The sequence below is a fragment of the Microcoleus sp. A6-C6 genome (genome assembly GCF_036705955.1).
In the GTDB taxonomy this organism is placed as follows: domain Bacteria; phylum Cyanobacteriota; class Cyanobacteriia; order Cyanobacteriales; family Microcoleaceae; genus Microcoleus.
In genome coordinates this window covers 1-13,530 of the sequence record NZ_JAUBVR010000115.1, presented here as the reverse complement: position 1 = coordinate 13,530, position 13,530 = coordinate 1, and the positions used below count along the sequence as shown (strand labels likewise).

General features: G+C 45.2%; 10 protein-coding genes and 1 pseudogene. 3 read left to right on the top strand and 8 right to left on the bottom strand.

Features of this window, described 5'->3' with window-relative positions:
* Positions 1 to 552: 552 nt before the first annotated feature.
* On the top strand, positions 553 to 1,770 hold the full coding sequence (locus tag QUB52_RS27150) for a sensor histidine kinase (protein ID WP_265234840.1): 1,218 nt from the start codon (positions 553 to 555) through the stop codon (positions 1,768 to 1,770).
* Positions 1,771 to 2,069: 299 nt separating this feature from the next.
* On the opposite strand, the gene petL is transcribed toward QUB52_RS27150, so the two are convergent.
* Positions 2,070 to 2,171, bottom strand: a complete 102-nt coding sequence (petL, locus tag QUB52_RS27145; protein WP_265234841.1) for a cytochrome b6-f complex subunit PetL — start codon at positions 2,169 to 2,171, stop codon at positions 2,070 to 2,072.
* Positions 2,172 to 2,248: 77 nt separating this feature from the next.
* Between petL and aroB the strand changes: the two genes are divergently transcribed.
* Entirely contained in the window at positions 2,249 to 3,343 is a 1,095-nt protein-coding gene (gene aroB, locus QUB52_RS27140) for a 3-dehydroquinate synthase (protein ID WP_265234842.1), read from the top strand.
* Between the two features lie 95 nt (positions 3,344 to 3,438).
* On the opposite strand, the gene QUB52_RS27135 is transcribed toward aroB, so the two are convergent.
* Complete coding sequence (locus QUB52_RS27135) at positions 3,439 to 4,206, bottom strand: tetratricopeptide repeat protein (RefSeq protein ID WP_332969786.1); 768 nt, start codon at positions 4,204 to 4,206, stop codon at positions 3,439 to 3,441.
* 190 nt (positions 4,207 to 4,396) lie between these two features.
* Here QUB52_RS27135 and QUB52_RS27130 point away from each other — a divergent pair, with 190 nt between their 5' ends.
* Positions 4,397 to 5,236, top strand: coding sequence for an SPFH domain-containing protein (locus QUB52_RS27130; protein ID WP_265234844.1), 840 nt, complete (start codon positions 4,397 to 4,399; stop codon positions 5,234 to 5,236).
* Here QUB52_RS27130 and folP read toward each other — a convergent pair.
* The 6 genes and pseudogenes from folP to QUB52_RS27100 form a co-directional block, all read right to left on the bottom strand.
* Complete coding sequence (folP, locus tag QUB52_RS27125; RefSeq protein ID WP_332969787.1) at positions 5,227 to 6,090, bottom strand: dihydropteroate synthase; 864 nt, start codon at positions 6,088 to 6,090, stop codon at positions 5,227 to 5,229. The genes QUB52_RS27130 and folP overlap by 10 nt on opposite strands.
* Positions 6,091 to 6,323: 233 nt before the next feature.
* Positions 6,324 to 7,049: a triose-phosphate isomerase gene (gene tpiA, locus QUB52_RS27120; RefSeq protein ID WP_265234846.1), complete on the bottom strand. Its 726-nt coding sequence runs from the start codon at positions 7,047 to 7,049 to the stop codon at positions 6,324 to 6,326.
* 68 nt (positions 7,050 to 7,117) lie between these two features.
* The gene (locus QUB52_RS27115; RefSeq protein WP_265234847.1) at positions 7,118 to 7,303 is read right to left on the bottom strand and encodes a PCP reductase family protein; all 186 of its coding nucleotides are present in this window, start codon (positions 7,301 to 7,303) and stop codon (positions 7,118 to 7,120) included.
* Positions 7,304 to 7,494: 191 nt separating this feature from the next.
* Positions 7,495 to 11,322, bottom strand: a complete 3,828-nt coding sequence (locus QUB52_RS27110) for a GAF domain-containing sensor histidine kinase (protein ID WP_332974431.1) — start codon at positions 11,320 to 11,322, stop codon at positions 7,495 to 7,497.
* Between the two features lie 525 nt (positions 11,323 to 11,847).
* Positions 11,848 to 13,227 (bottom strand): photosystem II reaction center protein CP43, encoded by a 1,380-nt coding sequence (gene psbC, locus QUB52_RS27105; protein ID WP_265234850.1) that lies wholly within the window; start codon positions 13,225 to 13,227, stop codon positions 11,848 to 11,850.
* Positions 13,228 to 13,389: 162 nt separating this feature from the next.
* Positions 13,390 to 13,530: pseudogene (locus QUB52_RS27100) on the bottom strand (photosystem II D2 protein (photosystem q(a) protein)); the annotation flags it as partial.

Below are 13,530 nucleotides of genomic sequence, written 5' to 3'. Positions count from 1 at the left end.
TGAAGTAATTCTGCATCGGCAAGTCGATTCATAGAAGCAAGAATCGAGCGTGGCGTTGACTCCCGCTTGAGTGTCAAATTTGTAGTGCTGTGTTGCGATCGAGTCTTGGATAGCTGTGCTGTGCGAGACAGCACTCAAAAAAAATGCTTTGCGACAGAAATGAGATACTCCCTACTCTCGTTAAAAGCCACTTCAACGACAAAAATCCGGTTTCTTAGGTATTGATGCGTAAGTCATATACAATATCGAGATCCACTCACATTTTATTGTCCAGTCTGCTTGCGGTGCTTTGATCACCAATGTTACAAATATAAATATTCAGTTCGCTAATTTTGCTAATTTAACCAAGCTTCGCAGATGTTTTCTCATTAACTTAGCTCCGCTCTCATTAACAACTCTGTGGTAGTGAAATATCAATTGTATCTATAGCAATTATTAAAAAAGAAGTGAAGAGTAATGACGATAGACCATTGATTACCAATTGCCCAACCAGTATTTATTACTTAAATACAAGTAATATAGACTTTTTTATAAAAAGAATAATTTAATTCTATGAACATCGATATTTTATTGTTGATTTCATTATTATTGATTGCGTTGGGAGCAGGATTTATGCTCTTGTCAATCATCAAAACTCAAAAAATTTTAGATTTACTAAAAGAACACAGTGGCTATCTAGCTTGGAAGATACTGCGGTTTTTGATGGTGTTTTTTCTACTGGGATATTGCCTAGCTTTATTCTTACTTATTAATCAACAGTGGCAATTCCTTCCTATTTTGATTGGCTTAGTATTTTGCCTGGGTTCACTATTTGTTCTGCTTAACGTTAATATCTATCATTACACGTTCCAGCAATTATTAGCAACACAAGTTACTCAAGAGGTTTACCGCCGCGCTCAAATCGCAACAGAGACTACCTTATTTGAGCTAAAAAAAACCCAAGCAAAGCTGATTCATAGCGAGAAAATGTCCAGTCTCGGACAAATAGTGGCAGGTATTGCCCACGAAATTAACAATCCCATTGGTTTTATTCACGGCAACCTTAGACATCTGGAGGAATACACTCAAATAATACTGCATCTGATACAGCTTTATCATAAATACTTGCCACACCCTCCTACTGAAATTAAAACTGAACTAGAGGCGGTGGATTTTGATTTTGTGAAAAAAGATATTAGCAAAATATTACAGTCTATGAATGTCGGCACTACCCGAATCAAAGATATTGTATTATCGTTACGTAACTTTTCTCGTTTAGATCAAGCTGAGTTTAAAAAAGTCGATATTCACGAAGGAATTGATAGCAGTCTGCTAATTTTAAGTCATCGCTTGAATGCTACTTCTACCCGCCCGCAAATTTCGATCGTCAAAAAGTATGAAGCGCTGCCAAAAATTGAGTGCTGTGCGGGACAATTGAACCAAGCATTTATGAATATTATCGCTAACGCTATTGATGCAATTGATGAAAAAAGTGTTATAGACAATACTAATCAACTTGAAACAAAGGTAGGTCAGATTACTATTCGGACATCTGTAGTCGATAGATTTATTAAAATTGCGATCGCCGATAATGGATGCGGTATACTACCATCGATTCAAGGGCAAATATTCAATCCATTTTTTACCACCAAGCAGATCGGTAAAGGTACAGGAATGGGACTATCTATTAGCTATCACATTATTTGTGAAAAACATCACGGTCAGCTAAATTGTTCCTCAATTCCCGGAAAATTAACGGAGTTTACAGTTATGATTCCAATTATAATGTGAGGGTTGGTCTGTCGTAATATAGCCTTTATCAAAAAGGTGAGGAGTTGAAAATTTAGATTTTAGATTCTTCGACTTCGTTCGCGAAGCCGAAAAACTTAAAACTTGTACCGCGAAGCCGAAGTATCTATATTTTTTTTGACAAAGGCTATATTAAACCTCTTGTCGAATTCTTCGATCGACCGAAGTATTGGCGGGCTAAATCTAGAGGAAAAATCCAAGATTTTTTGCAGAAATACTTCGTTCGATCGCACGTTTGACCAGAAATTTAATGTTCTGGTTTTTACATCTAAGTTAGTAAATTAGATGAGTTTGACAGCCCGCAGACCAAACATCAGCACTGTCGCCAAGGCGACCATGCCTCCGAAAATCCCAAAATAAGCTATTGCTCCGCTAAGAGTCATGGCAATTTCTCCAAAATAATCAATAAAAAGACCTATAAGAACTATAATCTAAAATCTATAATCTAAATTAGATAAATATGCAATCGATAATTAAAGTTGACTTGGGCCCACAATCTTACAATATTTGCGTGCGATCGGGCGGCTTAGACGATCTCGGCACGCTGATGGGCGATTTAAGTTTGGGCAAAAAGGTGCTGCTGGTCTCGAATCAGTCGATTTTTCGGCAATATGGCGAAAGAGCAACAGCATCCCTCGAATCCGCTGGGTTTGAAGTCAGTACCTGCATCCTACCACCGGGAGAACAGTACAAAACGCTAAATTCGGTGCAGAAAATTTACAATGAGGCTTTGGCAAACCGCTTAGAACGTTCCTCAACAATGGTGGCTTTGGGCGGCGGGGTGGTTGGCGATATCACCGGTTTTGCGGCCGCGACTTGGCTGCGCGGAATTAATGTGGTGCAGGTTCCAACTTCGCTGCTGGCGATGGTTGATGCTTCTATTGGCGGCAAAACGGGGGTCAATCATCCTTCTGGGAAGAATTTAATCGGGGCTTTTCATCAGCCACGTTTGGTTTTGATTGACCCGGATGTACTTAAAACTCTGCCGGCGCGGGAGTTTCGTTCGGCGATGGCGGAAGTCATCAAGTATGGGGTGATTTGGGATGCTGAACTTTTCGGGAAGTTGGAGAATTGTAAGCGTTTGGATCAAATGCGCTATGTGAAGGCGGATTTGTTAGCTGAAATTTTGATCAGGTCTTGCCAAGCTAAGGCTGAGGTGGTTAGCAAGGATGAGAAGGAATCGGGTTTGCGGGCGATTTTGAATTATGGACACACGATCGGTCATGCTGTAGAAAGTTTGACTAATTACAAGGTGATCAATCACGGGGAAGGTGTGGCCATCGGTATGGCTGCGTCTAGTCGCTTGGCTGTGGAGTTGGGAATGTGGGATGCTGAGTGCGATCGCCGCCAATCTGCTTTAATTACCAAAGCTGCTTTACCGGCTAAGTTGCCGGCAGGTGTCGATGTTGAGGAGATTTTGAATACTTTGCAACTGGACAAGAAGGTGCAGGATGGCAAGGTGCGCTTTGTGCTGCCGGTGCGCTTGGGCGAGGCCGCTGTGAGCGATCGCGTGGATGGAGATGTGATTATACAAGTTTTGAGGGAAATGCTTTAAATTTTCGTTCTTGGGGGTGTTGAACCGCTCTACAAGGTCGATTAATGCCGATCGCCAATGATGTTTTTCTGTCAATGTTCGATCGGCATTTCAGCTTAGGAACTACTGGACTGTGAATTCATTTCTTCCAAAATTTTATCTACTCTAGTAGCAGCTTGAGTTCTACCCTGCTTGATAAATAACTCCTTAGCTTTTTTGAGGCTGGCTACTGCCTCCGCTTGGTCTTCCTTTGCACCTTGTTGGTACAAACCGACTCCTAAATTATTTAAAGCATCGGGATATTGGCTGTTAATTTTAACGGCTTGTCTCCATAGCACAATCGCCTCTGGCAACTTCCCTAGACTTGCCATCGCCACGCCCAAATCGTTGTGAGCTTTGGCGTGCTGCGGGTTGACTTCAATGGCTTTTTGGAATTGGACGATCGCATCGCTCATTTTACCTTGTCCTGACAGCAGACTTCCCAATTTATAATAAACATCGGCTTGTTTGGGATAGCGAGCGATTATTTGTCGGTACAAAACTTCGGCATTGACCAGATTTCCTTGACCGTAAAGGTCGTTGGCAGTTCTCAAACCCAGGGTGTAACCTTTGCCTACAACTTCGCACTTTTTCTCGGAGTTGCCTTGCTGCTTGCAAATCTTGAGTTCGTCTCCCTTCATCTCGTAGGATAGAACTTCGCGAACTGCCGGCCCCGGGCGCGGTGGCTGCGAGTTTTGCGACTGCAAGTTTGGGGAAATTTGCACCGTGGTTGGTTCAGCTTGTACAGGTGGGACAACTGCCAATGCGCACATTCCAGCCGCCACAATGCTTGGGCCAATCCAGGTAAAAGGTTTGAAAGGGCGAAACTCTCGATCGTTTTTCATGTCTTTTGTGGAAATGTGTTGTTGATATGCTGGGTTTCACTGCTTCGCCGTGAGAGTCCAAACACATGGCGACTTACTATTGAACTTGTTATTGACAGTCGAGACATTTTAGCACGCGATCGGCAGATTTTGAGTTAAATTAGAGTATATTCCCGATCGATTCTCAGTCAACCTTAGCAGGAAAGTAGAAATGGGGCAGTCTATTCTCACCATGCTGTTTGCGCTCATCCTCGGCTACGCTGTTAACTCAAGCGTGAAAATAGTCAGCGGTGGCGACGAAGCTTTAGTAGAACGTTTGGGTCAATACAAGCGCACCCTCAAGCCGGGATTCCACTTTATCAGTCCCCTGGTCGAAAAAGTCGTCTGCGTGGACACAAGCCGCGAACGAGTTTTAGACATTAAACCTCAATCAGCAATCACGGGCGATAATGTGGCCCTAGAAGTCGATGCCGTTGTGTATTGGCGGGTTGTGAATTTGCAGAAAGCTTATTATGGAATCGATCAAATTGAAAATGCGATCGCCAACTTAGTTTTAACTACGTTTCGCGCTGAAATTGGTCGATTGCCCATGCAAGACATCTTGAGTTCCCGAGATGACATGAATAAAAAGTTACTCAAGAAATTGGACGAAGCTACCGAAACTTGGGGCGTTAAAGTAATTCGCGTAGAAATTCAAAGCATTACACCTCCGAAAAGGGTGCAAGAAGCTATGGAAGAAGAACGCGCCACCAAGAGCGAATGGCAAGCAATGGTCAATAAGGCGATCGGCACTAAGGAGTATATGAGGCTCCTCGTTGAAGCTTTAGACTCCCATCCGAATAGCAAGCAAGTTTTGAATTACTTAGTAACCGAAAAATACTTAGAGGCTCAACAAAAATTAGGCGAAAGCGACAATGCCAAAATTCTGTTTATGGACCCGAAGAATATGTCAGAAGCTCTCAACAATTTGATGGATTCTATGCCGGATGTCGAGCCGCATACTCACGGGGGAGAACTCCAAGCAATCGACCAATCAACCGCTCAAGATTGATTTCTGAAGATGGCGTCGGCAACCAGACAAACATCGTGCATTTCTCTGACATCGTGAACTCGCAAGATATCTGCCAAATTTGCGATCGCACCTGTACAAGCCGCCGCTGTCCCCCAAATTCTTTGTTTAGCTTCCGGCTGCTGCAAAATCTGACCGATGAAGCTTTTGCGGGATACTCCGACTAAAATCGGACAGTCCAAAACACGAAATTTTGGCAACTGTTGCAGAATTTCCAAACTTTGACTGTAAGTCTTAGCAAAGCCAATACCGGGGTCGATAATTATCTGAGATTTGTCAATTCCCGCAGCAACTGCCGCTGCAATTCGACTCTGCAAAAAGTCCCCAATTTCCCCCATTAAATCCTGATAATCTGTGAGTTTTTGCATCGTCTGGGGAGTTCCCCGAATGTGCATCAAAATTATTGGTACTTGCAACTGGGCAACTGTTGACAGCATTTCCGAGTCAAAAGTTGCTCCCGAAATATCGTTGACAATATCAGCCCCCGCGTCAACCGCAGCTTTGGCAACCTGCGCTCTGGTAGTATCGACCGAAATCGGAACTGAGCCAAAAATATCGGCTTTTTGCCTCAGCATATTGACAACAGGTATAACGCGATCGAGTTCCTCGGCTAAGGATATTTCCGCTGCACCGGGCCGAGTAGATTGACCGCCAATATCAATAATATCTACCCCCGATTTTACCATATTTTCAGCTTGCGCTAAAGCAGATTCTATGGTATTGAAATCGCCGCCGTCGCTAAAACTGTCAGGAGTTACGTTCAAAACGCCCATTAAATAAGTGCGTTTCCCCCACTCGAAAGTTTTATTTCTAATGGTTAATTTGCGATCGTTCATCAGTTATTTTAAATAGCTATAAGTTATTAGACAAGATTGCATTCATTTGCAAACCATCTTGAAATTATCTGCGTTGCATCTGCCTTGTATCTGCGGTTGACAGGCTCGCATCAAAGATTTATGTAATCTTGTCTAATATTCGGGGCGGGCTAGAAGCCCACCCCACAAGAGTTTGATTATTTCTTGATATTCAATTGCAATGCTGAGCGATCTTACCAATTACAAATTACCAATTATTTATAATTGACAATTTTATCGAAACTCGCAGCTTCCAAACTCGCACCGCCTACCAAAACGCCATCAATCTCAGGCATCGCCATAACTTCATCAATATTCTCACCTTTGACAGAGCCGCCGTACTGAATTGGCACGTCAGGATTAATCAATTTACTCCGAATCAAACCAATAACTCGGTTAGCTTCCTTCGTTTCGCAAGTATCGCCAGTGCCGATCGCCCAAATCGGTTCATAAGCTATTACTAAGTTATCTTGATCAACACCAACCAAATCCTGAGCCAACTGAGATAAGATGTGAGATTCAGTTTCTCCGGCATCCCGCTGCTGCTTCGTCTCTCCCACGCACAGAATCGGAACTAAACCAGATTTCTGAGCAGCTTTCAGCCGCAAATTCACTGTTTCGTCAGTTTCGCCAAAATATTGCCGTCGTTCGCTGTGACCCACTATGACGTAGCGAACCCCAAGTTCTGTCAGCATTTGCCCGGAAATTTCGCCAGTATAAGCTCCCGACTCCTGCCAGTGGACGTTCTGAGCACCGAGTCTGATCCGGCTTCCGTGCAGGTTTTTCGAGAGGACACTCAAATCTGTGAAGGGAACGCAAAGCACGATTTCCCGTTCCTCTGGGGTTTCCGTCAGACAGGACATGAATCCTTGAAGAAACTCTAGGGATTCTGCCCTAGTTTTGTACATTTTCCAGTTGCCAGCTATAACTATTTTGCGCACTATTTTTTTAAATCCTTGTCCTTACAACGCATTTTATAGTCTAGAGCTTTAGGGTACATTTCGATCCCTTATTGCCCAAACTCGATGCGAGCTTGCTCAACTAGGTCAACTGTGATGACTTCGGTTTCGGCTTCGCGGGCTAGCTGCTCAATGCGGACGCGAGCTTGTCCCCGGACAAAATAGGGAATATTTTTGAGCTTGGTTTTGGCTTCGGGTGTCCATTTTAAATCGTTTGAGAATTCGGAATCTGGCATGGTGTATCGGTCGATCGACTACAAGCGCTCAGTTTTCAATTTTGACAAAAGTCTGTCTGATTATTGAATTTACCATGTTTTGGGGCGATCGGGCGATCGAACTAAACTAAAACGGCGGTTGAAACCGCGCCTAGACAAACTTGCGTCTTCAACCCGCGCACCATCCGGGTTTCGTTTGTGTAGACGCGGTTTCAACCGCCGAATCTTCTAATCGGAATCTCGATCGCCAACTCAGTACCTTTCCCTAATTCCGAACTACACTTAAAAACACCACCGTGTTTCTCTACCACAATTTGGTAACTAATTGACAGTCCCAATCCAGTACCTTTGCCCACCGGCTTAGTCGTGAAAAAAGGGTCAAATATGCGTTCTCTCATCGATTCCGAAATTCCAGAACCGTTGTCAGAAATCCGAATCACCGCGCTAGGAACATTGCCATTAAGTTGACCGACAGCAGTAGAGATTTTAATTTGAGGACTCACTGATTTGCGATCGACCAACTTGTCCGATTCCAAAGCATCGATCGCATTTCCGATGACATTCATAAACACCTGATTCAACTGTCCGGCATAACACTCAACCAGAGGCAAAGTGCCGTACTCTTTAACTAGCACAATGGGTGCACTGTCGGGATTAGACTTCAACCTGTGCTGCAAAATTAACAGCGTGCTGTCAATGCCTTCGTGAATATCAACCGCCTTCATTTGACTTTCATCCAGACGAGAGAAATTTCTCAAAGACAGAACAATTTGACGGATGCGATCGGCTCCCACCTTCATAGACAATAGCAACTTCGGCAAATCTTCGAGCAGAAATTCCAAGTCAATATTTTCGGTCAATTCAGCAATTTCAGGACTAGAATCGGGATATTGCTGCTGGTAAAGTTCCAGCAAAGTCAGCAAATTTTCAGTATAATCACTAGCGTGATTGAGATTACCGTAAATAAAATTAACGGGATTGTTAATTTCGTGAGCAATGCCTGCCACCAGTTGCCCCAAACCAGACATTTTTTCAGTCTGAATCAATTGAGCTTGAGTTTGCTGCAAATCCTTTAAATTTTGAGCAATTTGTGCTGATTGGTTTCTGGTTTGAGCCAGCAAATCGGCTTGTTGAATAGCTACACCTAACTGATTGGCAACTTGAGCTAAAAATTTAACTTCTGAACTTTCCCAGCAGCGCGGCCCAGAATGTTGATAAGCTGCCAACAAACCCCAAAGTTCTTGTCCCACAAAAATTGGTGCGATCGCATAAGCCTTCACCTGAAATTGCTCTAAAATACCGACGACACACTCCGAGTGACAAACTTGATAGATATCCTCAACGGCTAGAGTTTCATTATTGCGATACCTGCCGCCTCGGTGTTGCTGCAAATAAGTATCCTCCCAAACCGTATTGATATCTTCCCCTACCAATTTTTTCCAGCCATCTTTGACAAACTCAGCAACATATTCGCCGCCCCAATCAGAATTGAAGCGATATACAGCAATTCTATCAACTTGCATAAACTGACAAACTTCTTGAGTTGCTGTCTGAAAAATCGCGTTAATATCGAGAGATTCTCGAATCTTGACCACCACTTCAAACAGTATCCGCTGTTGCTCGGCAGCCCACTGGATATCGATCGTTTGCTGCCGCGTTTTGGCGAGCAAATCTGCTTGTTCTAATGCAACGCTCAACTGAGTTCCAACTTGCGTCACAAACTGAATTTCCGAACCGTTCCAATTGCGCGGACTGTCGCATTGGTGCACGCACAGCAAACCCCAAAGTGCGCTGCCATTCATCATTGGCATAATTATTTGCGCCTTAATTTGAAATTGAGCTAAAAGAGCAGTGTGGCAGTCTGAGAGTCCCGCATTTTCGATGTCTGGCAGCACTTGAATTTGTCCCTGACTGTATTTTTTTGCATACTTTTCGCTAAAGAAACGATCGTAAACTTTTACATTCATTGCTGAATCAAAAGCTGGCAAAACAGCTTCGGTAATAAATTCACCTTCATTAAAATTCAAATCAGGATCGAAGCGATAAATTCCAACTCTATCTGCATTTAAAATTCGCCGCAGTTCTGTAGTTGTCGTGCAAAAAATTGTATCTAAATCGAGAGATTGTCTAATTTTAGCAACAACCTCAAATAGTATCCGCTCCTGCTCGGCTGCCCGCTGCAAATCAACTGCTTGCTCCTGAGTTTGAGCGAGCAAATCTGCTTGTTCTAGGGCGATGCTGAGCTGAGCGGAAATTTGGGTAGCAAACTGAATTTCGGAAGATTCCCAGTGGCGGGGAGCCGAACACTGGTGCACGCACAGCAACCCCCAAAGGTCGTTGCCTTTCATCACCGGTGCAACTAAAGTAGCTTTCACCTGAAATTGCTCCAAAATTCCCCGAAAACAATCTGGCAGTCCCACTTGTCTGATGTCGGGCAGTGCGTGAACTCGCCCCCTAGAGTATAGCTGGGCGTATTTTTCTCCAAAGCAATGATCGTGCACTTTCACAGCCATTGCTGAGAGAAAATCTGGTAAAACATCTTCGGCAACGAATTCGCCATCCTTAAAATTCGATGCGGGATCGAAGCGGTAAACCCCAACGCGATCGGCATTTAAAGCCTGCCGCACTTCCTGGGACATTGTGCTAAAAATCCTGTTCAAGTCCAGGGATTCTCGCATTTTTGCCACCACTTCAAACAGCACTCGCTGCTGTTGGGTCAACTGCTGTAGTTGAGCTGTCCGCTCTTGAACTTGATTTTCTAAATTAGTGTTAAGTTCCTCTATTTTTTGGTCGAGTTGGTAGTGGTTAATTGCCTTAGAAAAATGGCTGCCAAAAGTTTGTACGAGTTCAATTTCTTCAGCATTCCATTCGCGAATCTGAGCGGTTTTTGACTCTTTCCACGCTTCAAAAGATATCCGAGATTGGGCGAGCCGCCCGTCGGCATCAAACTGTCCTGCCCAGAGAGTTTCGGTGTCAAATTCTTCTCTAAAAATGCTCAAATAACCGAATATTTGCTGGCGGTTTCTGAGCGGTATGATTAAAATGCTGCGAATTTTTGTCGATCGAAATGCAGGTTGCAGGCTTCTCAAACTGCTAATTTTGTACAAGTCGGGAATTGCCCAAACCTGTTGCTCGCCCGACTTAAAATATTCGGGCCAGACGCTGTATTGCTCTACCTGCTGGTATTTTGCCGAAACTTGCATCCTCGGCCCTGATCCGCAAGTGTAGACTTTGGGTGCGCGAGTGGAATTGTCGGAGTTGGGTTCTAAACTGGTGACTTTGTTGCTGTCAAAAATGCACAGCCTGCCACCGGCTGCGTCTAGTGCAGCTACAGATTCTGCCAAAGCTGCTTGCAGTTCGATCGCGGGCTGGGAGTGCAGGGCTGCGGCGACGCGGTTGACGGCAGCTTCCCGCTGAGCTTTCGCTCTCGCGCGCGCCAGGAGGGTTGATTGGGCTATGGCGACGCCGAGGTGATCTGCCACCATCTGAACGCCTTGCAATTCGTCTTCTGGGACACTCCGGGACTCGGAGTGGTGAGATACCAACAACCCCCAGAATTCTTCGCCATGAAAAATTGGTACTGCTAAGGAAGCCTTGACGCCGAGTGCAGTCAAGTATTCAGCGTGGCAGGAGTCGATCGGCCTGTACCGCACTTCGTCGGGCAGCAGTTGGCCGGAAACCGCGTCGCGGCGGGGACTTTGGCCTAGCTGCCCGGAATCGATATCGGCGATCGATCGCACTTGTACTTGCGCGAACAGTTGGCGGGCGTGAAGGGGAATATCGTCTGCGGGAAAATGCAGCCCCAATAGCGATGGTAAGCGGTTGCCGTTAATTGATTCGGCAATCACTTCACCACTGCCATCGCTATGGAATTTGTAGATTTTTACTCTGTCTGTTCCCAAGAACGATTGAACTTCCGCTGCTGTGGCGCTGAGAATTTCTGGCAATTCTAGAGAGCGGCGAATGCGGTTGGCGATGCGATCGAGTAAATTTACTCGATCGTACATTACCTTGACATTTTGGATCTTTAATGAGTCCATTATTAATCTTTTGCTTTCCCAGCAATAATATTAAGTGGCTGAAAAGTCTTGTGCCTGTTACAAAAATAGACAAGCACAGGCATTTAATAAAATATGAATATCCAGTAGGGCGATGGTAGATGAGTTTTGCGCCGCTAGGGATCTGCCTTGACACTGCAACTTCCCATTGCAACTTTCAATTTTGTGTGATTAAAACTTTTCTACTCTCAATATAAACTTTGTAGAGCGTGCCTTGCAAGCTCTTTACCCGAACAAATTAAAATTGTCAAGTGTCAAGACTTGCAGAATCATTCAGAGAAAGGTCGATCGACTTTTGAGCCATTTTTTCCAGATATACCAACCTGACAACTAGAAAGCTCTTGATTTCCCAAAGCCACACAGTCTATTGCTTTTTTTATTCTTCCTGACATCCGTTATATCCCGTACATTGTTCGTTGCCGAACTTCCTTCTAGCCTAAAAAAGCTCCCGCCGTTAAGCAGGAGCCTTTTTAGATTAGACCATCAAATCAGCAAAAGCGCGATCGATTAGTCCAAATCAGGCATAGACAGCACAGCTTCATTTTCGCGATTGATACCTCTTTCAAAGCCAGCGACAGCCGCGCGAGCGCGACCAGCGTGCCACAAGTGGCCGACCAAGAAGAAGAAACCCATCACAAAGTGGAAACAGGCCAACCAAGAACGGGGAGAAGTATAGTTAAAGGCATTAACTTCAGTTGCCAAGCCGCCCACAGAGTTCAAAGAACCCAAAGGAGCGTGAGTCATGTACTCAGCAGCTCGGCGAGCTTGCCAAGGCTGAATATCGTTCTTGATTTTGTTCAAGTCCAAACCGTTAGTACCGCGCAAGGGTTCCAACCAAGGGCCTTGGAAATCCCAGAAACGCATCGTTTCACCGCCGAAAATGATTTCGCCAGTAGGAGAGCGCATCAGGTATTTACCCAGACCGGTAGGGCCTTGTGCAGAACCGACGTTAGCACCCAAGCGTTGGTCGCGGATCAGGAAGGTCAAAGCTTGCGCTTGAGAAGCTTCCGGGCCCGTCGGGCCGTAAAATTCGCTAGGGTAAGCAGTGTTGTTGAACCAGACAAAGCAGGCGGCGATGAAACCCATAAGGGACAAAGCGCCCAAGCTGTAAGACAGGTAAGCTTCACCAGACCAGATTAAAGCGCGGCGAGCCCAGCCGAAAGGCTTGGTCAAAATGTGCCAAACACCGCCACCGATACAAATCAAGCTGAGCCAGATGTGACCGCCGATGATGTCTTCCATGTTGTTGACGCTGACAATCCAGCCTTCGCCACCAAAAGGAGAGCGAGTCAAATAGCCAAAAATCACAGCGGGGTTGAGGGTTGGGTTCGTGATAATACGCACGTCGCCACCACCTGGAGCCCAAGTGTCATAGACACCGCCGAAGAACATGGCCTTAGCCACCAGCAGCAAGCAACCGCCACCCAATAAAATCAGGTGATAGCCGATGATGTTGGTCATCTGGTTCTTGTCTTTCCAGTCGTAGCCGAAGAAGGAAGAGTATTCTTCGAGAACTTCTGGGCCGCGAACGGCGTGATAAATGCCGCCCAAACCGAGAACAGCAGAGGAAATCAAGTGCAGAACACCGACTACGAAGAACGGGAAGATATCAATAACTTCACCGCCGGGGCCGACGCCCCAACCCAAAGTAGCGACGTGGGGCATCAAGATTAAGCCCTGTTCGTACATGGGTTTTTCTGGGATAAAGTGAGCGACTTCAAACAAAGTCATTGCTCCGGCCCAGAACACGATCAAACCAGCGTGAGCGACGTGTGCGCCCAGCAGTTTGCCTGAGAGATTGATTAAACGAGCGTTGCCTGACCACCAAGCGAACCCGGAGGATTCTTGGTCGCGACCGCTTGCGTAGGAATTAGAGAGCGTTACCACGCGGTAGAACCTCCAACGATGTTAGGTTTAGGTTTTGGATTTCGGTTTTTTTGTTCCCCAGTAGGGTACGGGAGTACCGCGCCTGCGCTGGGGAATAGGGATTTGGATTTCAATTTGAATTTAAAAAACTTAAATTAATCTGAAATCCAAATCCTGATTTTTTTAAAGTGCGTTACCGCGAGGCAGAACTTCTTCTGGGAAGATGAAGTTTTCGTGGGGTTGGTCGGTCGGAGCCATCCAAGCACGGATGCCTTCGTTAAGCAGAATGTTCTTAGTGTAGAACGTTTCAAACTCAGGATCTTC